This is a genomic window from Phyllobacterium calauticae (assembly GCF_019991125.1).
In the GTDB taxonomy this organism is placed as follows: domain Bacteria; phylum Pseudomonadota; class Alphaproteobacteria; order Rhizobiales; family Rhizobiaceae; genus Phyllobacterium; species Phyllobacterium calauticae.
Genome location: NZ_JAGENB010000002.1, coordinates 795,741 through 820,338, shown reverse-complemented (window position 1 = coordinate 820,338; position 24,598 = coordinate 795,741). Strand labels below are relative to the sequence as shown.

Below are 24,598 nucleotides of genomic sequence, written 5' to 3'. Positions count from 1 at the left end.
TATACGAACCATATATGGAGATACCCATGGGTATTGTGAGCATAGATGACGATCTGCACGATCAACTGCGCAGGGCGAGCAAAGTATCGTGCCGCTCAATCAATGCGCAGGCCACCTATTGGATCAAAATCGGCATGCTCTGCGAGACCAATCCGACGCTCAGTTTCACCGCGATCATCGAGCGCGAGCTCAGTTCCGCCGGCGTATCGGCGCAACCACTGGCCGCGAGTGAAGCATGACGAAGCAGCCCCAGGAACTGGCATTGCTGGCCGAATCCGGCCGGCTGCTGGCGTCCGTGTTCGGGCTGCTGGATCGAACCTCGCTGATCGGCATGTCGACACTTCAGATCAATGAAATGGTCGAGCGTTTCATCGTCCATGATCTTCAGGCCCGCCCTGCGAGCAAAGGCCAGTACGGCTATGGTTTTGTGCTGAATTCTTCGGTGAACGATGTGGTCTGCCATGGCGTCCCCTCCCAATCGGATGTGCTTCGGGACGGCGACATCGTCAATTTCGACATCACGCTGGAGAAGAATGGCTATATCGCAGATTCCAGCAAGACCTATCTCGTTGGCAACGTCAATCTGGCCGCCAGGCGGCTGGTCCACACCGCTTACGAAGCCATGTGGATGGGTATCCGCGCCGTTCGACCGGGTGCGCGGCTTGGTGACATCGGCTGGGCAATCGAACGCCATGCCAAGCGCCATGGCTATTCCGTGGTGCATGAATATTGCGGTCACGGCATCGGCCGGGAAATGCATGAGGAACCACAGATCCTGCACTTCGGAAAGCCGGGAACCGGCCTCACCCTGCGTGAGGGCATGGTTTTCACCATCGAGCCGATGCTCAATCAGGGCCGCCGGACCGTAAAAACGCAAGCCGACGGCTGGACTGTCGTGACGAGAGACGGGTTACTTTCCGCGCAGTTTGAACACACCGTTGCCGTTACAGCCTCCGGTGTATCCGTGCTGACGCTGCGTCCCGACGAATGGGCGGCAGGACCGCTCAGGCGGCTTGCGCCGGCTGGCTGATTCAATCAGCCGTGCAGCTTGATGGTGATCTCGGCAACGCGCTTGCCCTGGAATTTTGCGCCTTCCAGTTCCTGCGCCGAAGGCTGCCGCGAGCCGTCGCCATCGGCCGTCGTGGTCATGCCATAGGGCGCACCGCCGCGCACGACGTCATTGCCCATCTGCGCCTGATAGGCATAGGAGAGCGGCACGATGATCATGCCGTGGTGCTGCATCTGCCACTGGGTGGAAACAAGCGCCAGTTCCTGGCCGCCATGCTGGGTGGCTGAAGACGCCATGACCGAGCCGACCTTGTTGATCAGCGCGCCCTTGACCCAGAGACCGCCGGTCTGGTCGAAAAAATTCTTCATCTGCGCCGACATCGAGCCAAAGCGCGAGGATACGCCGACAATGATCGCGTCATAGGTTTCGAGCTCGTCCACCGTGGCAATCTCTGCCTTCTGGTCGAGCTTGTAGTGATAGGCCTTCGCCACATCGAGCGGAACCAGTTCCGGCACGCGCCGGACAGTGACCTCAGCGCCGGCTTCCCGTGCGCCGTCCGCAGCGGCATAGGCCATCTGCTCCATATGTCCCCAGCTTGAATAATAAAGCACCAACACCTTGGCCATGATCGTCTCCATCGTTGACATCGGTTGGACGGGAAAATGCCGCCATGCCCATAGGTTAAGCTTTTCGCTGTTCATTAAAACAGACATTGTCGCGACAAACTGTTCACCATTTGAAATGGCTTGCGGCGGCTGTTTGCGCCCATTACGGTCGCCTCCGCGATAGGAGAATCCAGATGACGAATGAAGTCGTGAGCGCTGCCATGCTTGCCATTGGCGACGAGTTGCTGTCCGGCCGGACCAAGGACAAGAACATTGGCCATCTCGCCGATATTCTGACGGCGGTCGGCATCGATCTGAAGGAAGTGCGGATTGTTCCGGATGAGGAAGACCGCATCGTTGACGCGTTGAATGCCCTGCGCGGCGCCTATGATTATGTCTTCACCTCAGGCGGCATCGGCCCGACCCACGACGACATTACGGCGGACGCCGTTTCCAAGGCATTTGGCGTGCCTTGCGAGCATGACGCCAAGGCCATGCAGCTGATGGGCGACAATTACGCGGCGCGCGGCATGGAGTTCACCGAAAGCCGCCAGCGCATGGCGCGCATGCCGCGCGGTTCCGTGCATATCGACAATCCCGTCTCGACCGCGCCCGGGTTCAACATCGGCAATGTCTACGTGATGGCGGGTGTTCCCTCGATTTTTCAGGCGATGCTCGACAATGTGATTCCCACGCTGAGGGTCGGCAAGCAGCTGCTTTCCCGTTCGGTCAATTGCCCCTTCGGCGAAGGCACGATTGCCATACCGCTGCGCGATATCCAGGCGGCGCACCCCGATACGATCATCGGCTCCTATCCGAAGTACGAAAACAACAGGTTTTCAACGGAATTGGTTGTCCGCGCCCGTGACGAGAACAAGCTCGCCGCCGCAGAACAGGCCGTACGGGCCATGGTGGAACACCTCGCATCGGCCAAGCAAATCTGAGGAACCATAGGCCTGCGGCCAACGTTCCGTTCGCACCTGCGATAAAATCACACGCGCCGGTCTTGCGTTCGGAGCGTATAATGCTCTGAATAGCAAGATCGACCTGTCAACCGATGGAGGCCCGCATGGCATTTCGCACGATCATCGCTTTTATCCGCAGCGAGCGCGAGGCGCCAAGGGTTATGGGCGCGGCAAAGCTGATCGCCTCTTCAAGCGAACGAACCCACATCATCGGCCTTTACACGATCCCCTCTCCCATCGTTTACGCAGATCCCACCGGTTTTGCCGATACGACCCTGTTCGAGGCGCATGAACAGCGCCACAAGGAGAATTCGGAGGCGATCTCTGCGCTGTTCAACAAGGAAATGGGCAAGGGCAGGATTTCCCACGAGTTCCGCATCGTCCGCTCGGAGAGCAGCAGCCCGTCGGCCGGCGTCACCCAAAGCGCCCTGCGTGCGGATATCATCGTGGCCGGGCAACCGGACCCGGATGATCCGGACAGCGTCAACGATGTCACTGACCCGCTTGTCATGGAAAGCGGGCGTCCCGTGCTGTTTGTCCCCTACAAGATCGAACTCCCGACGAAAATCAACCGCGTACTCGTTGCCTTCAATGGCAAGCGCGAGGCTTCGCGGGCGGCTTTCGATTCCCTGCCCTTCCTGATCAAGGCCGAGCGCACGGATGTCGTCTGGATCGATCCGAAGAAAACCACCGACCCGAACATGGATATTCCGGGCACCCCGCTCTCGGACGCCCTGCGCCGCCACGGCGTCAACGTCAATCCTTTCACGATTGAATCCAATGGCGAGGCCGCCGACAAGATCCTGCGCCGCAAGATTGCCGACGACAAGGTGGATCTGATCGTCATGGGTGCCTATAGCCAGTCGCGCCTCAAGGAATGGGTTTTTGGCGGGGTGACAAGTTCATTCATATCCGACATGCCATGCCTGACGCTGATGTCACGCTGACGAACTCCGCGCAAGACAGCCGCAAATCACATCTTTCTGCACCCTCGGGAACAGCGGGCCGCGCAAGCGGCTTGCCACGGACAGGCTTTTCCAGCTATTGCGAGACGCATTCCCTAGCGGATTAACCTCCGCCTGTTTCGTGTTTACCTGATGGAGTGCACCATGTCTCTTCCCGATAAAGCTTTTCCGGTGTCCTGGGACCAGTTCCATCGGGACGCCCGTGCCCTTGCCTGGCGTGTCGCGGGCATGCAGCGCGAATGGCGCGCCATGGTTGCCATCACCCGCGGCGGCCTCGTACCGGCGGCAATCATCTGCCGCGAGCTCGGCATCCGCATGATCGAAACCGTCTGCATTGCCTCCTACCACGACTATGAGGAACAGGGCGAACTCAAGGTGCTGAAGGACGTCGATCCGCGCCTTCTGCAAGATGGTGGTGAGGGCATTCTCGTCATCGACGACCTGACCGATACCGGCAAAACCGCTGCGGTCGTGCGCGCCATGATGCCCAAGGCGCATTTTGCCACGGTCTACGCCAAGCCGAAGGGCCGCCCGCTGATCGATACGTTCGTCACGGAAGTCTCGCAGGACACCTGGATCTATTTCCCCTGGGATATGGGCCTGACCTATCAGGAACCGATCACCAAGGGACACCGGGGCTAACCAGCCATTTCCTGCGGGGTAGCCCGAACCGCCTCCGCCCAAACACGAATGGAACCATGACCTCGCTGGAGGTCATGGCATATCGTGATCAGCGCCGTTCATTCCGGCTGCCTCTCATTCTTCCGTAGAATGGATTCCCTGCCTTCGAAGTGATATTGCCTCTGCGGGATCCGCTGTGGTTTTTTTGCACTGCTGTTCAAAAAATCGACACAAGTCGCATATAAGCTAGGAACAGTAGCCTGAGAGTGATTGCGATTTGCAAGAATCGGTTCACAATCATTGAAACAAATCGCAAAAAAAGAGCGGAGCATTGAACTTAAATTACGCCAACGAGATCGTGACGGAAAAGCGGATTGAAATGCCGGACGGCAGAATCCGCCAGGTTGCCGCGCTCGTTTACCGGGTCAAAAAACAGCAAACAGAGATTCTTCTGATCACCAGTCGCGGCACGGGGCGATGGGTGCTGCCCAAGGGCTGGCCGCAGGTTGGCAAGACCTTCGCCCATTCGGCCAAGACCGAGGCCTATGAGGAAGCCGGTGCGCGCGGTGATATAGCCCCCTTCTCCATCGGCGTTTACCGCTATGAAAAGCACGATATGTCGGAAGGCGAATGCGGCGATTTCGTCGTCGATGTCTTTCCCATGCATTTTTCCCATCAGGAAAAGAACTGGCCCGAACGCGGCGAACGCCGCCTCGAATGGGTCAGCGTCGAAGAATGCGCCCGCCGGGTCGAAGAGCCGGAACTGAAGGCCCTCATTGCGAGTTTTGATCCGGCGCTCGTCACCCCTCGCTGATGTTCGGGACGAGCGATATGATCCGCTTCAATCTTTCGCTCGCCATTATCGCCATCCTTTCCAGCCCCGCCCTCGCTCTCGACAATACGCAATTGCAGAAGATCGAGCACGGCTGCATCGACGAGACCGCATCGTCATCACCGGAAGAGCGAATCAGCAACTGCGACAACTGGATTGACAGCGCGCCGGATAAGCTGCGCGCCAAGGCCTATTATGACAGGGGCAACGCCTATCTGGATGTGCAGAAGCTTGATCTTGCGGTTGCCGATTATTCCCAAGCCATCACCCTGAAGCCGGACTTCAAGGATGCCTGGTACAGCCGGGGTTATGCCAGGCACGACCTGGGCAATTACGATCAGGCGATCGAGGACTACGACACGGCGCTCAAACTGGCACCCGAAGACATCGACAGCCTGTATGGCAAAGCCTATGCCTCTCAAAAGAAAGGCGATCTCGACGCGGCGATTGCCGGTTACACCGCCGTTATCCGCCTCAAGCCGGACTATCCCACCGCCTTTTACAACCGTGCCATCGCCTATAACGCCAAGGGCGATACGGAAAATGCCACGCGCGACGCCCTCGAATATGAGCGCCTGAAGGACAAGAACCCACAATAGGTGATGTTGAGCGCCATTGGCGCCACCTTTCCATCCGTAGCCAGCTACCGGAAAAACAAGCGAAAGTTCTCCCCGTTATCCACATATGTGACACACAAGATGTTGCGGTCACAAATATGTAAAAAACTAATTCTTGACGCTCGACCCCGAGTCACTTTTTATAGGGCAGTCGTTGCGTTTGTGGCGTGACCGGGGAGTAATGTGACCGGTCTTTTTCCCAGTTTATGCAGTGTTTTTCACAGTTTGCACCCTATGGTGCACGCCGGTGATGACCTGTGTCTGCAGCCGGAAGAATACCATTGTGCACAGGGAAACATTTGTTGGGTAAATGGTGTCTTAACACAATATTTAGTGTTTACAGGTACGTTCGACACCAGATAATGTGACATTCTCATTTGGGGCGAGTCACAAAACAGGCGTCAAAAAAGGGCCGCCGGGCCCAGGACTGAAGCGGTGAAAACCGCATCGAGGACAGGTCGCGGCGACAGCACCGGATTCAGGGACTGAATCCGGATAGGGCGGGTTTGTGTTCTTGATGCGCGCAGCTCTTCACATGGCGCCCAACGAACACTATATATAGAGACAAGGACGAAGCAGATGCGGATCGAACGGCGTTTTACCAAAGAGAATCAATCAGCCTATGCGGACATCGAATTCCGCGTAGCGACGAGCGAGATCAAGAATCCCGACGGCTCTGTTGTATTCCGTCTGGAGAATATCGATGTGCCGGCCCAGTTCAGTCAGGTCGCGGCCGACATTCTCGCGCAGAAATATTTCCGTAAGGCAGGCGTACCGGCCAAGCTGAAGAAGGTTGAGGAAAATTCCGTCCCTTCATGGCTGTGGCGTTCGGTTGCCGATGAGGAAGCTTTGGCAGCGCTGCCGGCCGACGCACGCTATGGCTCGGAAATGGATGCGCGTCAGGTTTTCGATCGCCTTGCCGGCACCTGGACCTACTGGGGCTGGAAGGGCAAATATTTCGATTCGGAGAAAGACGCCCTCGCGTTCCGCGATGAGCTCGCCTACATGCTCGCCACCCAGCGCGTCGCCCCCAATTCCCCGCAATGGTTCAACACAGGCCTGCATTGGGCCTATGGCATCGATGGCCCCGGCCAGGGTCACTATTACGTCGACCCGGACACCGGCAAGCTGACGAAGTCAAAATCGTCCTATGAACATCCGCAGCCGCATGCCTGCTTCATCCAGTCCGTCGCCGACGATCTGGTCAATGAAGGCGGCATCATGGACCTGTGGGTTCGCGAAGCCCGCCTGTTCAAGTACGGCTCCGGCACCGGCTCCAATTTCTCGTTCCTGCGCGGCGAAGGCGAAAAGCTTTCCGGCGGCGGACGCTCCTCCGGCCTGATGTCCTTCCTCAAGATCGGTGACCGCGCTGCCGGCGCCATCAAGTCGGGCGGCACGACCCGCCGCGCCGCCAAGATGGTGGTGGTTGATGTCGATCATCCCGATATCGAGGAATATATCGACTGGAAGGTGAAGGAAGAGCAGAAGGTTGCCGCTCTTGTCACCGGTTCCAAGATCGTCAAGCAGCATCTGGCTGCCATCATGAAGGCCTGCGTGAATTGCGAGGCCGACAATGGCGATTGCTACGAACCCGCCAAGAACCCGGCGCTGAAGCGCGAGATCAAGGCGGCCAAGAAGAACCAGGTTCCGGAAAACTACATTTACCGGGTTATCCAGTTCGCCAAGCAGGGCTACACGGATATCGATTTCAAGACCTACGACACCGACTGGGATTCCGAAGCCTATCTCACCGTTGCCGGCCAGAATTCCAACAATTCCGTGTCGCTCAAGGACGAATTCCTGCGCGCCGTCGAGAATGATGGCGACTGGAGCCTGACCGCCCGCAAGGACGGCAAGGTCATGAAGACCCTGAAAGCCCGCGACCTCTGGGAAAAGATCGGTTACGCCGCCTGGGCGTCCGCTGATCCGGGCCTGCATTTCAACACCACGATGAACGACTGGCATACCTGCCCGGCGGCCGGCCCGATCCGCGCCTCCAACCCGTGCTCGGAATACATGTTCCTCGACGACACGGCCTGCAACCTCGCATCGATCAACCTCCTCACCTATCGCGGCAAGGACGGCAAGTTCGACGTGACGGGTTATGAGCACACGGCCCGCCTGTGGACTATCGTCCTCGAAATCTCCGTGATGATGGCGCAGTTCCCGTCCAAGGAAATCGCCCGCCTCTCCTATGAATACCGCACGCTCGGTCTCGGCTACGCCAATATCGGCGGCCTGCTGATGACCTCGGGCATTCCCTATGACAGCGCCGAAGGCCGCGCCATCGGCGGTGCCCTCACCGCCATCATGACCGGCATTTCCTATGCAACATCGGCCGAAATGGCCAAGGAGCTCGGCGCCTTCAACGGCTACGCGCCAAATGCCGCCAACATGCTGCGCGTCATCCGCAACCATCGCCGCGCTGCCCATGGCGAAACCCAGGGTTATGAAGGCCTCGCCGTCAACCCGGTTGCGCTGATTGCTTCCGACTGCCCGGACCAGGACCTGATCGCCCATGCCCGTTCGGCCTGGGACAAGGCGCTGGAACTCGGCGAAAAGCACGGCTACCGCAATGCACAGGCCACCGTCATCGCGCCGACCGGCACGATCGGCCTCGTCATGGACTGCGATACCACGGGCATCGAGCCGGATTTCGCTCTGGTCAAGTTCAAGAAGCTCGCCGGTGGCGGTTACTTCAAGATCATCAACCGCGCCGTGCCGGAAGCCCTGCGCACGCTCGGTTATTCCGAAAGCCAGATTGCTGAAATCGAAGCCTATGCCGTCGGTCATGGCAATCTCAACCAGGCACCCGCCATCAACCCGGGCTCGCTGAAGGCCAAGGGCTTTACCGACGAGATCATCGCGACGCTGAACACGGCGTTGAAGTCGGCCTTCGACATCAAGTTTGCAGTCAACAAATGGACGGTCGGCGAAGACTTCGCCAAGAATGTTCTCGGCTTCACCGATGAACAGCTCAACGACTTCTCCTTCGAAATGCTGCCGGCACTCGGCTTCTCCAAGAAGGAAATCGAAGCCGCCAACATCCACATCTGCGGCGCGATGACACTGGAAGGCGCGCCCTTCCTGAAGGAAGAGCATTATCCGGTTTTCGATTGCGCCAATCCGTGCGGCAAGATCGGCAAGCGCTATCTCTCGGTCGACAGCCACATCCGCATGATGGCCGCCGCCCAGCCCTTCATCTCCGGCGCGATCTCCAAGACGATCAACATGGCCAATGAAGCAACCGTCGACGACTGCAAGTCGGCCTACATGCTGTCATGGAAACTGGCGCTGAAGGCCAATGCGCTTTACCGCGATGGCTCGAAACTGTCGCAGCCGCTGAACTCCTCGCTGCTCGCCGACGTGGATGACGACGAGGACGATGCCATCGAGGCGCTGATCGAGGCGCCTGCCGCCGCCCGTGCTGTGCAGGTCACCGAGAAGATCGTCGAGCGCATCGTCGAGAAATATATCCACGACCGCGAGAAACTGCCGAACCGCCGCAAGGGTTACACCCAGAAAGCCGTCGTCGGCGGCCACAAGGTCTACCTGCGCACCGGTGAGTTCGACGATGGCCGTCTCGGCGAGATCTTCATCGACATGCACAAGGAAGGCGCGGCCTTCCGCGCGATGATGAACAACTTTGCCATAGCGATCTCGCTCGGCCTGCAATATGGCGTGCCGCTGGAAGAATATGTGGAGGCATTCACCTTCACCAAGTTCGAACCGGCCGGCATGGTTCAGGGCAATGACGCCATCAAGAACGCCACGTCGATCCTCGACTATGTGTTCCGTGAGCTGGCTGTCTCCTATCTCGACCGCCATGATCTTGCCCATGTCGATCAGTCCGACTTCTCCAACACATCGCTGGGCCGCGGCATTTCCGAAGGCAAGACCGAGCCGGTATCCAAGGGTCTGACCCGCGGCGCCGTCCTGAAGATGGTCAGCCCCGGCGCTCCCGATCCCAAGGGTTTCGGCTCGGGTGCACCGAAGGCCGTCATGGCGTCGAACGTCACGGCCCTTGCGACCCGCTCCGCGGTTGCCATCGCGACCAAGCCGGTTATTGCCCAGGCGCAGGACGAGGCCACGGGCTTCAAGCGTGACTATGAGGAACGCGCCAAGGACCAGCTGGAAGACGACACATCCGCTGCCTCCGCCCTGTTTGGGGATGCCAGCGCCGAAGCCGCGGCGGAAGAAGCCAAGGCCGAAGCAAAGAAGGTGATGTCCGACCGCCGCATCAAGTCGATGATGCAGGGCTATACCGGCGACAGCTGCTCGGAATGCTCGAACTTCACCATGGTGCGCAACGGCACCTGCCTGAAGTGCGATACATGCGGAAGCACGTCCGGCTGCAGCTAAACCAGCTAAGTGGTGTGGTGGGAGACCCAAAGTTCTGTATTTAGGACCCAATGTTCCGTTCTCCTACCAACGAAGTCAAAGGCTTAGCGGAAAAGCAATTTCCTGAGAAAACGGGTTTCCCAAGGGTTGGGGAACCCAAGAACGAAGATCAGACCAATGAATCGGACAACCTGAGACCTTTTCCAAGGTCGCTAGAAGCCCAGTCAACCCGCCACTATACACCAGGAAGATTCAGGCAGGGCGAGCGACTAGCTATTTCCCCGGTGTGCATTATTACGATTGAGGTTCCGAGTTGGGCTTGTTCTCGTCCTGCCCGGCGAGGTCAACCTCATCTGAAACTGTGCACGAACAGCTTATATTTGTCGCCAGAATGCCTGGGACGCCTGTCTGCGGCGGCGTTCGGTAAACGCCACGGCAAGAATGACCGAGGCGATTGTGGTGGCACCGACTGCGAGCAGGTAAAGCCACGGCACCGACATGGTTTCCGGCGGCGGATCAAAAACACCTGTCAGCATCCTGATGAGAATACCAGCCGTTATCACGCCCGTAACAAGACCGAATATCAAACCTCCAAGCAGAATGATGGCGGCCTCGCTCCACAAGAATGCCGCGAGTTGGGCTGGCTTGACTCCGATCGCGTTGAGAATGGCATAGTCGCGACTTCGGTCAATAAAACCGAGGGCAAGCATGAGCCCAGCCGAGACAATCGCCATGATGAGCGCGAACGCCAGCTCAATCGAGGTCAAGCCGCGAAGGTCGACAGCGGTAAGGCTGGAGCCAATCAAACGGCTGACCGAGCCAATATCCACGATTTTCAACGATGGGAACGAGCCTAATGATACGCTGGCCGCGCGCGCGACAGCGGCCGGATCGATATTTGTACGCAGCAGCACATATTCGGCCGTCGCGTCGCCGGTAATTTTTGAGACATAGTCCATGTTTGCGACCAAAAACGAATCTTTCGGCGCAGTGGGAAACTCCCTTACGACACCGATGAATTTAAAAGGGTAGGCATGATATTGATGGTCGGCCGCGTTTTGCAGGCGCAGGTTTATCGTGTCACCCGTTTTGAGCTGAAAGTCCTTTACCGTTTCCTCTGACACGAGAACCCCGTCTGGCGTTTTCAGGAGGCTCGCCAGATTGTCGGCGGCAGTTCCCGCAGAGAAAAAGGCGTCGGACAGTTTCGTCGCAGCCTGAATGCGTGCGGGATCGATTCCATATAAATCCTGCAAATCCGTGCCGACATAGGCGAAGCGATGCTGCATGGGACGCGCCACCGTGACGCCTGGAATGGATTCCAATTGCGCCAATTGGCTCCCCGCCGGTTGCAATGTCGTGCCAAAAACCGTGACGTCGGAGCCGTTCGTCAGTTCGGCATCCACATGCGCCTGATCGTTGAACGTGCGATTGAAAACCGCCGTGGAGGTTGCAAACGACACCGCCATCGCGACCATGGCAATTGCGAGCGTCAATCGCCCGGCTTGTCGTGAAAGCGAGGACGATACAACCTTCGTCATCGACCCGCTCACAGGCATGACCATCGCGCGCAATATTGCACCATTTCCACGAATGATGAAGCCGCAGATGCGAACACAGAAAAGCGCAGATCCTAGCCAGAACAGGATCGGAGCGGCGAATGCCGTATAGTCGACGGCAGTCGCTGCAACTCCTTCCGTTGCTAGAACGACCTGGTAGCCATGTGCCGCCGAATGCCAGAAAATAGCTGCTGCCGACAAAATCAGCACGACATCTGCATAGAATTGCTGCCAAAGCGGTACCACAGCGGGTTCGACTGCCTTTCGGGCAAGCTGAACGGTTCGAAGCCGGGCCGCATTCCAGGCGGGGAGAATGACCGCTGCCAGGGATAGCAGCATGCCAAAAGCCGCCAGAGCCACGAACAGAAACACGTGCGATAAGCTCAGCGGCACATTTCCCAAGAACGTTCTGGTCAATATGAATGCCAGGATCACTCCGCCGATGATGCCCAATGGACCAACAACAAACGCCTCCATCGCCGTCAACCAAAGGATTTGACGCATTGACGCACCGCGAACGCGCATTTGAGCTTGTTCACGTTTTCTGCGACCGGCACCTGAAGCGGTAATGGCAAAAGTCAGCATCACCGAAAGCAGTATTCCCGGCACGCCAAGAAACAGAAACAAAACGCGGGCATAGAGGGCATCGCCTCGCACCGCATCCAGCCGTGCTCCAAGATTGTTGGCGAGCAATGCCGAGCCTGCGACCCGGGCTTCAAGATGACGGCCGGCACCAGTGACGTAAGCATAGGCGGCATCAGGGTTTGCAGGTAATTCTGCGTGCGAAAGCTTCGCATGGAACTGTAACTTGATGCTACCGGGAGAAGCTTCTTCCTGTTGTCTGAAAATATCTTTCCAAATGTTCAAGGGAAGTATCAAGACATTGTCGGGAGGTGCCTGTGGGGCCGATTGGGGAGGCAAACCTATCGATTGGAAAAGTGAATCCGCATCGGGCAAATCGACAATGCGGTCGATTTTTAGCGCCGCGGGCGACAAACCGACACGATGGATCGTAACAATATCACCTGGCTTAACGTGGAGGTTTGATGCTGTCTGCTGGGTTATCATCGTACCGCCATTTGACGCTGACAATGAGCGGATTTCGGCAGGGAAGCTTTGGAGATAGGCGGCGTCAAATGCGAGCACCTTGCCAGGCCCGGTGGTTTGGGTGGTTCCGTCAGTCGTGGCTTCCAGGCCGGTCACGCTTGCAAAATGCGCCTCGCCCATAGCGGCAACCCTTGCGGATTCAGCAATCGCTTTCTTTATCTCTGCTTTATCGGCCGTAGCCAGAACTTCAACCTGCCAGTCAATCGGAACGCCTGCAATCGCTCTCCTGGTCATCGTTTGGGCGCTGGAGGAAAGAAAGAGGCCGAGACACGCGATCAAGCCGACTGTCCCTGCAATGCCTGCAGCGGTTCCCAAAAGCTGCAAGGGGCGGCGCGTGACAAGACCGTATACCCAAAGACCCATCATTTCACGGCACCAATTCGGCGAGAGACGGATTGTCGGTGGTCAGCGTGCCGTGTCGCATCGACCATTGTTTCTCCATGCGCTCGGCGACCCTCAGATCGTGCGTCGCGATAATAAGCGCAGTTGACGTACCATCGATCTGTCTGAGAAGCACGTCGATCAATGTCCTTGCCGTTGCCACGTCAAGCTGGCCGGTCGGCTCGTCCGCAAGGATCAATCGCGGTTGTGTTACGAGTGCTCTTGCCAAAGCGACACGTTGGGCCTGCCCGCCCGACAACTCTTCCGGAAGCTTCTCCGCCAGCCCATCGAGCTGGAATTCAGTGAGCAAGGCCATCGCACGTTGATCAGGCAAACCCTGCCCGCCTGAAACAATCAGCGGCAAGGCCACATTTTCAAGAACCGTCAGAGCGGGAAACAAACTTTGTGATTGAAAAACATAGGTAATTTTCTCAGGCCGCAGGGTATCTCCGGCACCGAGCGCCGGCCAGGTGACAATCCCTCGGGTGGGCCGGTCAAGGCCGCCCAGCAGATAGAGAAGCGTAGACTTGCCACTTCCGGAGGGGCCTGTAAGCGCAATCCGATCCCCGGATACAATCCGGCACGATGACGGCTGCAGGACCGTGCTCACACCGGATGTTCCGTCTGGAAAGTCCCTTGCAACATCTTTTGCATCGACCAGACACTCAGTCATGGACCACCTTCCCGTCCCTCAATCTGAGAACACGATCCGCGATACCGGACATCGCATCGCTATGGGTCGCAACGAGCGTCGACTTGCCGGCCTGTCGCCGCTTTTTGAAATGCTCGATCAGGTGCGATTCAGTTTTTCTGTCAACTTCAGCTGTGGGCTCGTCGGCGACAAGCAGCACAGGGTCTGCCGCAAGCGCTACAGCCAACCCTGCGCGAGCCGCCTCCCCCCCGGACAGCTCATTCGGATAACCATAGGCACGATGCCGCAGATCGACTGTCGAAAGCAGCATTTCGATGCTGTTCATGTTTACCATGCCTGCCAGGTGCATCTGAAGTTCGATGTTTTCGGTCACGGTGAGGTGCGCAAGAAGGTTCGGCACCTGTTGCAAAATGCCCAAACGCGTCGCCCTTATGGACGCTCGAAATGCTTCGGAGCGCCGCGTGATCCTCTCACCGGCAATGATGACGTAACCGCCGTCCGGTTCTTCAAGGCCTGTCAGGCATGACAGCAAGGTCGATTTACCGCTGCCCGACGGTCCGGTAACCGCAACAATCTCGCCATGCCCAACCTGAAGGCTGACGCCACGCAGCGCCGCCGTTTCATCATCCCCATTGTGGTAAAATCGGTACAATTCATGGGCTTCGATCAGCGGCATGTCATTGCCAGCGAAACGATTGGGACATCATGCGCCATTGATCTGCATTGTCCGCTCCAAATGGTGCGTACAGATCGAGCTCGGCAAGTTTTCCATTCCTGAAGTAAAGGTAGCGTCTGTTCTCAAGCCGAACCTGTTTGTTCGTGACCGCGTTTGGCTCCGAATCTGAGGTGTATGAAATCAGGATGGCATTGCCACCAGACACCTTTACGGCGCGAACGCCAGCGACCTTGACCGCTTTTCCAGCGGCCTCCATTTTGGGAACATAGTCTCGCTTTACGGATTCTACCGAGGGCGGCGAAGCGGCGGCGGAAACCATAACCACCACGCCGTCCAATTTGTCAGTAAAGCTGACGCCGTCCGGTCCGTCCTTCCTTGCCCATCCTTCGGGAACTTTCAAAGAAAAGCCGAGAGCCGAGCGATACTCGATAAAGACTTGGGTATCGGGGATGTCTCCGGGCGGATTCTTTTCCGTCGCAGAATCCTCAACCTGAGGTATCGATGCCGAATGCGCTGCCGGCAATGTTAAACAAGCTGATGTGACAGCGGCTGCGAGCGTCAAGGCGATCGTGACCGCAGGGTGTTTTTCGAGATATTTGTACATGGTCATTCCTTCGTGCGCGCCACCATGCGCCATCGAAGACCATAAACATCCAACTTTACGACCGCTTCACCGCTACCATACGGTTCCGTAAGGCGATCGACCATACGCCTAGCCGATCAGCTTAGGGACATCGGCTATTCCGAAGACAATCGGCCCATACTCGAGGTCAAAGCAGGCCTGATGACGAAGTTGATGTCGATGCGGTAGGAACCGCCGAACTCCACTGCGCGGAAGTACCAACTGTTGGTCTGTCTCGGCCTCACTCCGTGACGATACGAGTCTGGCGAAACCAGTCGAATTGGCCGTATTTCCAAGCAAGGAAACAAAATGACAAGAAAGCACCTCCATGAGGTGGCGACATTTCTATCAACGCTTCACCTACGCTTTTCGATACTAAAGGCGTGGGCATGAAACTGGCCAAGTGTGCCGATCTGCTTTCGGGCCAGACGAGGGCGGTAGCGGACAGAAAAATAGGTTTCGTCAGATAGGCTCCCGGCTCACGCCAAGTGCTGTCGCGGCGCCTCGCCAAAGGTACGGCGAAATGCATGGCCAAACGCACTTTGAGACGTGTATCCGACACTCGCCGCCACGTTGCTGACGCTGGAATGACGTTCAGCCAGTGCAGCACGGGCGCGCGTCATCCGCCAGTTGCGCATATACGCAAACGGTGCCTGTCCTATGCGGCGGGTAAAAGTCGACGAGAAGGCCGCCCGCGACATACCCGCCTCAGCGGCCAGGGCGGCAACGGTCCATGGGTGTGCGATATCGCTGTGGAAGCTTTGGATCGCACGCCCGATGCGTGGGTCCGCCAGCGCGCCAAGCCAGCCGCTGGTCGTTTCGGAAGCCGCGGTGAATGTGCGAATAGCATGGATCATCAGAACCTCCGCCAATCTGGCTGTAACAACCTCGTGTCCCATGGCGGGCCGCTCGGCCTCCCCGTCCAACAGGCCCAGAACCGCCGTGATCGCTGCGGCTCCCATTGACCTGCCAGAGACGTGCATGAACGCCGGCAGCATATCGAGGAGGAAGGATGCGTTCCCGGGCGTAAAGGAAATGCCGCAGCGATTGCGCGAGGCATCGTCTTCGCCATCGATCAGCCTGACGACGTGGACGTGGGCAGTATAGTCATCCGACCGACAGCCCAGGATTGAGCATCCGCGTCCCGACGCGATCACGCTTGGTTACTCTGCCGGTTGTTGCCGGGAGCCGACGAGAGCCAACTGCCGAGATACCAAATGCCCTCCAACCACCACAAGGGCCGCACCGATAGTCGATATTTCACCTCTCACAAAAGTCGTTGTAAGCACGCTTAGCGGACTCTTTATCCGAATCCTTGATTATAAGACCGCCGAGAGCGAAATAGTCATACTTCTCCTTTGCCTCCCTTGGGTCTCGATAGACGGCTCTGCTTCCAGAATCGTCGATATATAAACTGAGACACTCAACCCTATTGCTTCACCCCATAGTATTGGAGCTATCATGCGAAATAAAACTGAACAGGCAGTTATCGTACTACGGTGCTTCGCCGGGACTTCCGTCTTTTGTAGCAAACGTCGCCACTTACGGTGACCAATCCAGATACAATGCTTGTGGCACATCACACCTGATATCAGTCGCTCAAAACCCCGTTCTGCACACCAGTTTCAAAAAAACGGAACTTTGGGTCTCTCACCCCGTCCTCTTCTCGCCCTGTCAAATCCGTACTGCGTCGGTTCAACTGCCGTTTTCGCCTATCATCCGGGAACTAGGTCTGAAGCGCGAACATCTCGAGATAAACGATCCGATATTCGCGCGCTCCGTTGTCACCAATTGCCTCGTGTTGATCGGTGGGACGTGGTTCGCGCTCGGCAATCACAAGCCGGAAGCGTTCGCCATCTTTTGCAGCGCGGGGCAGAATGACGTCATAGCTTGCGATCTCCGGCATGAGGAGTCCTGACAACAGGTTGCCGCTTGCTGTCAACTGCAGGAAATCCCTCTGCTGACGCAGGGTTTCCGCAGACGCAGCGCGCTTGCGGCTCACGACCTTAGTGCCCTGGCGCTGAGACACCTTGACCACCTGAGCGCCTTGCAGCGGCTCCCAACCGAAATCTTCGTCTGCTGCTTTTTCCAGGCGTTCGACAAGAACCTCGATTTGAGAACGAGCCTGCCGGCGTCGCGCGCCGAACTTCTGAAACACGCCGACGAAGGGAATTCCGAACAATCCAACGCGATAATGAAGCGCATCCTTGCGAACCAGGGTTGCCAAACGATCATTGGTAAGCTGGACAATCTCTGCAATGGCGGATGGCGACAGATGCGCCCCGGGAGCAGAGATCGGTTGATACCGTGCGAGCGCCAGCCGAATGAAGGGCATGTAGCTGAGCCCGGGATCAAGGACGATGTCTGCAAACCAAAGTTGACGTTCCGCGTCAAAACCCACCAAATGCGGAGCAACCTCCACGCGTACATCTGCCGGGGTGCCCGGCATAGGCAGCTGTGTGACCGGAAGTTGTGCGGCGGGCAGTTCACCTTCCGATTTCGGAAATATCGGATCAAGACGATCCGGTGCGATCGGGCCTTGATAAACTGCTGCCGGAAACCGGCTGCGAGCCGGTGATCCATCTGCCAAGCTGTTGTTTTCAGCAGTTGGATCACCGCCCCAACGCGTCACAAAACCTCCAAGTTTTGTATCAACCTCCGCTGCAGCCATTCCTGTGGGAGGCAAGATCACACCAAGCATCTCCATTGCGCCGGTTACCAGCCAGGGTCGCCTCAAATAGACGCGCAATCCGCCACCATCCCGGTAACTGCGTTGCTCATTGCCGTCGGTTACCCGGGTCCAGCCAAAAGTCGGGATAACATAGACAATATCGGGAGCTGGCGGTGGCGCACTGTTCGGCACGAAACCGATCACTTCGTCGGACGTTACGATCAAATCGGCGGCATGCGTTGGTTCGCGAAGCGCTTCCGGCATGAACTGTGCAAAGCGTGTTGTTGCAGCAAGGGTGTACCCGACACGGCGATAACGCGTATCGGGGAAAGTGTGCGCAACTTCATCTTTCAGAAAAACGCGGTGCCCTGCAGGAGACCTGCCGGGTGCCTCCAGCCGCGCAAGTTTGAGTTCAGCGGCATGGCCACCACCGACATGCCAACGCGGCAATGGTTCGGTCACGTCATCGACCGGATCAAGCCAGTGACCGGAAAGATCCAGCTTCTCCGTGCTGAGGCTGTCAACGGGCGTTGCGAATCCAATTGCACACGCTGTCTTGCCAACTGCCCGACCGATCACCAGCGACTCTATCGCGGGGCGCACAAGCGGCTTCTGGACCGCATGAACGAGGTCCAGATCGCGCCACGGCGTTAACATCCAGTGTCGCCCCTCAACCGCGCGCTCTTCCAATGCCAGTTGTTGATCAGGCTTTGCGTGCTCGATTCCCCACTGATAAATACCCAGCAGCGCAAGATCCTTGCGTTCGAGTGCATGGCTGAGGCGCACACGCACATGTTCGCCTTTCTCCAACGGGACGAACAATATCCGCTGGGCAGGATCAAAATTTGAACCACGCGGCCCCTCGCCGATTGCTATCCGAAAAGAGCTGGCATCCGGCCATGCCGATCCAGGCGAATAAAAGGGAACCTCCAATGTTTCCGTACTGCCGTCGCCATAGCCCGCAATGCGCACGCGGCAAACACGGGACAGCGGGTCAGGCAGAAACGGCAGCGTAAACACCGCTTCAGCGACGGGGAATCTTTGCTCGCTTGCATCTGCGGCAAGAGTAGCAAGCTCACCATCGCGAGCGACAAGAAGATTGTATGATACCGGATCCAACCGGCCACCCGTATCCAGCATGCCATGCAATTCTGCCATGCGTTGAGAGCCCGACGGCGGCACAACATGGCGGGAGGTCACTTCGGCGGTTGGTACCGCATTATCGCCTTCCGTCACATTGAACGTTCTGATCGCCGCAACCTGAAGGCTCTCTCCGTGTAACGGTGGAAGCAGATCCGGTGCGCCAACCAAAGCAAAGTTCGGAGCCTCAACCGGCTCGAATCTATAATAAACCGTTGGCGGAGTTTCGACACCGTTCAACGTCGTTGCATTCTCGTCCAGCCGGCGCGCATTGCCCGCAAGATCGACAGTGCGCATCCTGACCTGGTAGCTTTGACCGAACCGCAACGACGGCAAAGACCTTGCTGTGGCAACATGGTCAACCTCCAATGGCAAGCCGGGCGGCGCAAGGCTTTCCGGATCACCAACCTTATCGGCAGGATCAATCGCGCGGCCAGGACGCGGCGCTGTCAGACTCCATCCATCCCAGCTAAGTATCGCCGCATCGACCTTCAACAGATCAGGTTCCGAACCGTCCGCAGACCCTGATGCGGCCAAGCGCACATTTCCTTCCTCATCGGCAACCTGCAATGTGGAATTGTCAACGAGAAAGCGATAGGTGCTGACGCGCCGGCAGAGTGAGCGCCAGGTCCCTCCTCCCGTCGATACGTCGGCCCGCACGCCACGCAACAAGTCTTCCTGAAACAGCACGATGGGTTGGTTGGTCGCAAGCTGGCTCTGTATTTTGGTGGACCGATCGAAGGCCTCCTCAAGGGCATAGCCCGTTCCGTCACTGGCAAGAACAATACCGCCTGACCGCAGTGCCGGGGCGCCAGCCCTGTCGGGCTCGGGTGCGACCGGATCCCGGCCGTCGAGTGACTGGTTGCCAATCTCCAGCTCGCGCCGGTCAGTATTGGCGATGTTGATGGCGAACTGCCGAACCTTGAGCGCCGATCCATTGACATCCACTTCAACAAGGCTGCTGTCCCCAAGCAAGACGTATCCGTCACTGACCATGGGGGTGCCCGCAGGGCGCGGCGCTGGCGCGAAACGGTCATCGTGCAAGATTGTACGCGTGGCGGGAAAGATGTCGGGCAATGTGCTGACCGAATTGGTTTTTTTCCAATCGACAATCAGCTCCAGCTGGTCGTCGACATCCCTTGGGAAAACATCGCGCGGCAGCAAGAGGTCAAGTCGAAAACCGCTCGCGCGCAGAAGTCTGGGATGATGCGACAGAAGGGAGACGATACGGTGGAAATCAATATCCTCCCGGAAAGCGCCAGGATCTGGCAGAGGAACCAAATCATGTGTCTGCCATGAGACGTCCTCGCGAGGATCGTCTGGTCCGGCCTTCAATCTCGTGTCTGTCCGAAGTCCGGATAGCGGCGTGTTATACGCGTTGGCCAAGGCAAAGCGCCCCAACCGCGTACCGTTCAGTGGAGATCGGTTCGCCGGGATTCGCTCGCGGCGGCGAGACCGCAATAGCCTGAAAACGTCGGCCGCGCGCGGCTCACCTTTACCACCTATACCTTCAAGCAGCCCGAACCATGAAAGACGCGACGGGAGTTCATCTTCGCATTTTGCCGCCATCGTGCCATAAATCTCGGCAATATCCTTTGCGAGCGCCACGGCTGGTGACGTTAAAACGCTCGTATTCTGACGGTCCTCAAACTGATGAGCGCGAACGAATGTCTTCTCATCAAACAGGCGTCGCTGCACATTGACCTCCGGCAACGTCTCGAAGACGGCCTCGGTAATGTTGCCGTTAAATCGTACAGCGAGCTTTGCGGCAGCAACCCGCGCGGCCCAATCCAGAAAATCAGGAAACAGCTTCAATGGTTCTCCGGGCGTTGCCGTCGTCACAAGGCGGGGAGATACGAGCACGGACAGGCGCAGGCTCTTGCGATCGGCTGTGGTGCCGTTTGGAAGCGCCGTCCAGATCAACTGTTGTGTGCGATCGACCATTTTGGGACCTCCTCAGGCAAAAGCGTTGGCATAAGCGTGCCAAACAGCAGGGGTAGGTACGAAGTCTATGAAACGCGGATCCGATTCTGAGCCCGCAAAACTGCGTTCAACAACGACGCTCGCACTGACGGAAAAGAAAGCAATATCAACTTCGACGGTCAAAACGGCCTGGCCCTTGACCACGGACGTGGTGCCTTGCTTGTAATATCCAAGGGACAAGTTGAGGATGATCGACACGGAGATAAGGCCCAACGCCTGTACCTCTCCGCCCATTTCAACATAGCCCTTGAACACCGTAAGCCGATCGGGCTCGTTCCAGTGGAAGTACAAACCGCCTTTCACATAGATGCCACCGGAGGCGATGCCGAAATCAAGTTCAGCAAAAGCGCCAAACTCAAGTGCAGCCTCGATTTCCTGAATACCTTTGGAGGTCATCCCGAGCATGACAAAACCGCCGCCGCCAAAAAGAGCGACCGTCAACTGAAACGGATTCTGCCTTTCGGCAAAACCGAATTTGAAAACGAGCGGACGGCCGTCGAACGGCAACTGAATCGCCGCAAAAATCATGATGTTCTTGAGCGTGAAAACACCCAGAACGACGCTCGGAACACCGAATTTTCCGCCAACCGTCAAGCCACCGTTCTCAAGTTTTATGATCGGTTTAAAGCCAAAACCGGGTTTGGAAGAGCCGCTTCCACCGCCACTGCCACCGCCGCCGCCGCCACTGCCTCCACCACCTCCGGATGAGGAGCCGCCAAACGCGGATCGGCGCAGCGTTTCAAGAAAAGCGAGCGGGCCACCGAACATGATTGGATCGGTACCAGCCAGCTTGGGATCAGGTTCCATTCCCTTCGCGGTGCCCGCCTTGAAGCTGAATGAATCGAAGCTGACGATAATCGCTCCGAAAAAGTCGAATTTGAACCATGTGAGCTTGGCTTCAACGTAGGCCTCGGGGTCCTTCAACCCGGCGTCGCGGGCGTAACTGCCTGGCCCCGAACCCACCTGATCTGCCGCGGATTTGGGTTTTGCGACTTGCAGATAGGTTATGGTTGCCGCCTTGACGTCAAAGGTGGATGTGCCACGTTGATTCATCTTCAAGACAAGGACCTTGTCGGGAAGCGTTGCGACATGGTGCTCGAAGCTGGTTTCAACCTGTTCCTTCGTGCGTGTTGTTTTGAGTTGTGGAATATGGCTGGCCTCGCTCATGACCAGCGGCACGAGCAGATCCTTCAGATCGATACCGCCAAAGATTTTGGCTGATGGAAACCATTTGTCCGGCTGAAAACTGCCGCCGGCAAATGTCGCGGAGTCTCCCGTCGCTGTGCCTCCGACATGTCCAAACTCCTGTGACAGGCCGACAACCCCGAAGGTCGGTTGGACGAAGCCACCGGATTTGTCCGATCTTCCGCCGCCCCCAAGATCTGCAACCAACGACATGTCTTTGGCTGCAAGGAACAATTTCCCGGCATTGGAGCCGCCAAATCCTGCACCCAGATAGTGATCGGCATACTCGAAGTTTCCAAGCCCTTCACCGCCGGTCATTTGCGCGATTTCGGTGGACTGAAGACGCACGGTCGCAATCAGGGGATAGCAACGTGGACCGTTGCCACCCTTCCAGCCGGGCACGTCTTTCACGCGGAAATGCAATTCATCAATCGGAAAAGTAACCGACCCTGGACCAGGTGCCAGCTGCAACAATTGTTTCTGCAAATCGGCCGACGTCCGGCCGGGAACCGCTTGGTCGGGGCCATTGTATTGACCTGCTGCGCCAGCAGTTGGCTTGGCTTCGGAAACGAAGTGAAGCGGCAGATCAAAGCGGGCAACGTTCCCTCCCAGATCTACCGCCTTGATTGTAAAACGGAAATCCTCTTGTTTCCCGGGAGCGACCACAATCTGGGGCCAAAAATCCTCCTGGTCCGAAGGGGGCGCGAGATTCGGAGTCTGTTTGGTGAGGATTTCAACAGACGTGAATGGGAAATCCCGTCCTGCGTGAGGTTGCCCCGGCAGGGGATATGCCCGAACGGATTCGATCAACAGAATGCGCAACCTCTGGCGAAGCACGGCGATACGGCCACCGTCAGGGCCCGTTTGAAATCTACGCTCGGTAATCTTCAACACCGAAGCACGATGCCCAAGCGGCATCAGCATTCCCACGCGCAGGACTTCGACGGCATAGTCGCGCCCCATCGCAGCATGGTGCACCCATTTGATGAGCGAAAGCGGCAACCCATTCGGTCCGACAGGCCGCGTCATCCAGGTTCCGTCAACATCCAGCCATCCGCCAAGCGACGTGAGCATCAAGCGATGGGCAGAAGCAGGAATAGGTTGATAGGGTTTGCTCGAAATGGGCAACAGAGCCGTTTCGTCGGCCGTCAGCCGAACGAGGTCTGCGCGATCACCTCCCGAGAGTGACATCTGAAAAGGCGGCTCGCTAGCGGAAGGATTCGGGAAATCGGGGCTCCAGATCGCAGAGATTGAAATGGGGTTTTCCGTCGCATCAACGCGTTTTGCCCCCTGGGTCGCCCCAAGCCGGCTGTGCCACAGTTCGACACGCCGGTTTTTCTCGCCCCTGACAACGGGGCTTTGCGCATGAGAGAAGCCAACATCATCCTCTATCGGCGACAACAACAGCCGATAGGGAATTTCGAGCGCCGTCTGATTGTAAGCGGGTTGCCTGGGATAGAAGAGAAGCAATAGCCCAGGAATGACTCCGACCAGGGAACCGACATCGTTCGAACCCGCGAAACGTTCTGCGAACGCATCCACGAGTTGTAACTCCGCCGCATGCTGAGCCTGTTGAACGTCGGATGCACGGATACCCCGGCCGGATAGCAGGCTCTCGACAACGGCACCGACATGCAGCGCCGCCTCGCGTACAGATTGCGTCGTGAGAGCATCGGCGTTCTGAGCAGCACGACGCACCGTGCGCGCGATATTGATGGCCAAATCGGGTTTTGCCTTCATGACGGGAGCAGTTCGACTTATTGCAGCCAATGAAGAGAGCACTACCCGGTACGATGGAGACAGAAAGGAGAGACGCGGCGGACTCAGCGGCACGCGCGCAAGCGGCCAGGACGTCATGGCATCGAGAAATCCGGCGGCCGAGGCGTCCCAGTCGGTGGTTCCGCTCGGGAATTGATAGACAACCCGGCTCCGTCCTGCCAACCGGAGCGCTGCTGGCAAATCATTCGGTGCGAGCGCGCTTGGTGTCTCATCAAGCGATACATCCGCGAATACTTCTTCCGCAAACGCTTGCGGTTGATGGCAGACGGCGAGAAAAGCAGGCTTTTTGCCATCAAGCGGAGCAATTCTACGTCCGCCTGCTGCGCTTGTGATTGCGAGATTGTACAGCTTAAGCGTCAATATAACGAGATCATCCGCCCGCCAAAAACGCAGTTGAATTGGGACTGGATCAATCAGTCCCGGTATCAACCCCGCGATGATGGGGTTCAACTCACGAGCGCCAAGCAACCAAGAATTGCTCTCCACCAGTTTTACTGTTTTGATTTGACTAGCCATTGAAACTCTCCCCCCTGGAGGTTCTGCTGGCCTAAACATGCGCTCTTTTCTTCAAGTTATCCATACAGAAAGCGCTAAGAAATATTGGCTAAGCCATTTGCAGAATACTCAAACGTCAATATCTGCCACGGCGCATAGAGTTAGTTTACAAAACCGTGAAGGATTGACCGGACGCCAAGTTCTACTTCTGAACGCAGCGAAACAATCAATCCGTCGCGTTGCGCATCACGTTGGTCACGTTCTATTCACTGAATACTATCCCTCACTGACAGCGTTTATATAAACCTTTATGCTGCAGCCAGCCTCTGTTGCTGCATCGGGTCGACAATCATAAAATAAGCTGGTGGGAGACCCAAAGCTCTGCATTTAGGTGCC

Annotated in this window: 17 protein-coding genes and 3 pseudogenes; 10 read left to right on the top strand and 10 right to left on the bottom strand. The window is 57.3% G+C overall.

All coding sequences use genetic code 11. The annotated features are described in order from the left end of the window. Nucleotides 1-26 precede the first annotated feature (26 nt). Nucleotides 27-239, top strand: coding sequence for a ParD-like family protein (locus J1W56_RS09880; RefSeq protein ID WP_223613106.1), 213 nt, complete (start codon nucleotides 27-29; stop codon nucleotides 237-239). Beyond that, nucleotides 236-1,030, top strand: a complete 795-nt coding sequence (gene map, locus J1W56_RS09875) for a type I methionyl aminopeptidase (protein ID WP_223613105.1) — start codon at nucleotides 236-238, stop codon at nucleotides 1,028-1,030. The genes J1W56_RS09880 and map overlap by 4 nt, the downstream gene beginning before the upstream one ends. A 5-nt stretch (nucleotides 1,031-1,035) precedes the next feature. Here map and wrbA read toward each other — a convergent pair whose 3' ends face one another. Beyond that, entirely contained in the window at nucleotides 1,036-1,635 is a 600-nt protein-coding gene (gene wrbA, locus J1W56_RS09870) for an NAD(P)H:quinone oxidoreductase type IV (protein WP_223613104.1), read from the bottom strand. 173 nt (nucleotides 1,636-1,808) lie between these two features. Between wrbA and J1W56_RS09865 the strand changes: the two genes are divergently transcribed. The 6 genes from J1W56_RS09865 (at nucleotide 1,809) to J1W56_RS09840 (ending at nucleotide 9,976) form a co-directional block, all read left to right on the top strand. Further along, nucleotides 1,809-2,558: a competence/damage-inducible protein A gene (locus tag J1W56_RS09865; RefSeq protein WP_223613103.1), complete on the top strand. Its 750-nt coding sequence runs from the start codon at nucleotides 1,809-1,811 to the stop codon at nucleotides 2,556-2,558. Between the two features lie 125 nt (nucleotides 2,559-2,683). Continuing rightward, the gene (locus tag J1W56_RS09860) at nucleotides 2,684-3,526 is read left to right on the top strand and encodes a universal stress protein (RefSeq protein ID WP_223613102.1); all 843 of its coding nucleotides are present in this window, start codon (nucleotides 2,684-2,686) and stop codon (nucleotides 3,524-3,526) included. Nucleotides 3,527-3,688: 162 nt separating this feature from the next. Continuing rightward, a complete protein-coding gene (gene gpt / locus J1W56_RS09855) occupies nucleotides 3,689-4,186 on the top strand; it encodes a xanthine phosphoribosyltransferase (RefSeq protein WP_223613101.1) in 498 nt (165 codons plus the stop codon). A gap of 358 nt (nucleotides 4,187-4,544) precedes the next feature. Continuing rightward, nucleotides 4,545-4,979: an NUDIX hydrolase gene (locus J1W56_RS09850; RefSeq protein ID WP_308526403.1), complete on the top strand. Its 435-nt coding sequence runs from the start codon at nucleotides 4,545-4,547 to the stop codon at nucleotides 4,977-4,979. Nucleotides 4,980-4,996: 17 nt separating this feature from the next. Then, nucleotides 4,997-5,596, top strand: a complete 600-nt coding sequence (locus J1W56_RS09845; protein WP_223613099.1) for a tetratricopeptide repeat protein — start codon at nucleotides 4,997-4,999, stop codon at nucleotides 5,594-5,596. A 597-nt stretch (nucleotides 5,597-6,193) separates the two neighbouring features. Continuing rightward, nucleotides 6,194-9,976, top strand: coding sequence for a vitamin B12-dependent ribonucleotide reductase (locus tag J1W56_RS09840; protein WP_223613098.1), 3,783 nt, complete (start codon nucleotides 6,194-6,196; stop codon nucleotides 9,974-9,976). Nucleotides 9,977-10,329: 353 nt separating this feature from the next. Here J1W56_RS09840 and J1W56_RS09835 read toward each other — a convergent pair whose 3' ends face one another. Genes J1W56_RS09835 through J1W56_RS09820 form a run of 4 tightly spaced genes read right to left on the bottom strand, consistent with a single transcriptional unit; the run spans nucleotide 10,330 to nucleotide 14,931 of the window. After that, the gene (locus tag J1W56_RS09835) at nucleotides 10,330-12,984 is read right to left on the bottom strand and encodes an ABC transporter permease (RefSeq protein WP_223613097.1); all 2,655 of its coding nucleotides are present in this window, start codon (nucleotides 12,982-12,984) and stop codon (nucleotides 10,330-10,332) included. A 1-nt stretch (nucleotide 12,985) separates the two neighbouring features. After that, nucleotides 12,986-13,609, bottom strand: coding sequence for an ABC transporter ATP-binding protein (locus J1W56_RS09830; RefSeq protein ID WP_223613096.1), 624 nt, complete (start codon nucleotides 13,607-13,609; stop codon nucleotides 12,986-12,988). 55 nt (nucleotides 13,610-13,664) lie between these two features. Then, nucleotides 13,665-14,327, bottom strand: coding sequence for an ABC transporter ATP-binding protein (locus tag J1W56_RS09825; protein ID WP_223613095.1), 663 nt, complete (start codon nucleotides 14,325-14,327; stop codon nucleotides 13,665-13,667). Between the two features lies 1 nt (nucleotide 14,328). Continuing rightward, the gene (locus tag J1W56_RS09820) at nucleotides 14,329-14,931 is read right to left on the bottom strand and encodes a hypothetical protein (RefSeq protein WP_223613094.1); all 603 of its coding nucleotides are present in this window, start codon (nucleotides 14,929-14,931) and stop codon (nucleotides 14,329-14,331) included. Nucleotides 14,932-15,216: 285 nt separating this feature from the next. Between J1W56_RS09820 and J1W56_RS26150 the strand changes: the two are divergent. After that, nucleotides 15,217-15,342, top strand: a pseudogene (locus J1W56_RS26150) (IS110 family transposase); the annotation flags it as partial. A gap of 86 nt (nucleotides 15,343-15,428) precedes the next feature. Here the strand turns inward: J1W56_RS26150 and J1W56_RS25970 are convergent. Next, on the bottom strand, nucleotides 15,429-15,806 hold the full coding sequence (locus J1W56_RS25970; RefSeq protein ID WP_264319112.1) for a helix-turn-helix transcriptional regulator: 378 nt from the start codon (nucleotides 15,804-15,806) through the stop codon (nucleotides 15,429-15,431). Nucleotides 15,807-15,842: 36 nt separating this feature from the next. Next, nucleotides 15,843-15,932, bottom strand: a pseudogene (locus J1W56_RS26145) (hypothetical protein); the annotation flags it as partial. Between the two features lie 54 nt (nucleotides 15,933-15,986). On the opposite strand from J1W56_RS26145, the pseudogene J1W56_RS09805 reads away from it, so the two are divergent. Then, nucleotides 15,987-16,082: pseudogene (locus J1W56_RS09805) on the top strand (oxidoreductase); the annotation flags it as partial. Between the two features lie 127 nt (nucleotides 16,083-16,209). On the opposite strand, the gene J1W56_RS26140 reads toward J1W56_RS09805, so the two are convergent. The 3 genes from J1W56_RS26140 to J1W56_RS09795 all read right to left on the bottom strand — a co-directional run bounded on the left by J1W56_RS26140 (nucleotide 16,210) and on the right by J1W56_RS09795 (nucleotide 24,223). Continuing rightward, complete coding sequence (locus tag J1W56_RS26140) at nucleotides 16,210-16,356, bottom strand: hypothetical protein (RefSeq protein WP_404928125.1); 147 nt, start codon at nucleotides 16,354-16,356, stop codon at nucleotides 16,210-16,212. A 319-nt stretch (nucleotides 16,357-16,675) separates the two neighbouring features. Next, complete coding sequence (locus J1W56_RS09800; RefSeq protein WP_223613093.1) at nucleotides 16,676-20,704, bottom strand: hypothetical protein; 4,029 nt, start codon at nucleotides 20,702-20,704, stop codon at nucleotides 16,676-16,678. A gap of 12 nt (nucleotides 20,705-20,716) precedes the next feature. Continuing rightward, entirely contained in the window at nucleotides 20,717-24,223 is a 3,507-nt protein-coding gene (locus tag J1W56_RS09795) for a hypothetical protein (RefSeq protein ID WP_223613092.1), read from the bottom strand. Nucleotides 24,224-24,598 lie beyond the last annotated feature (375 nt).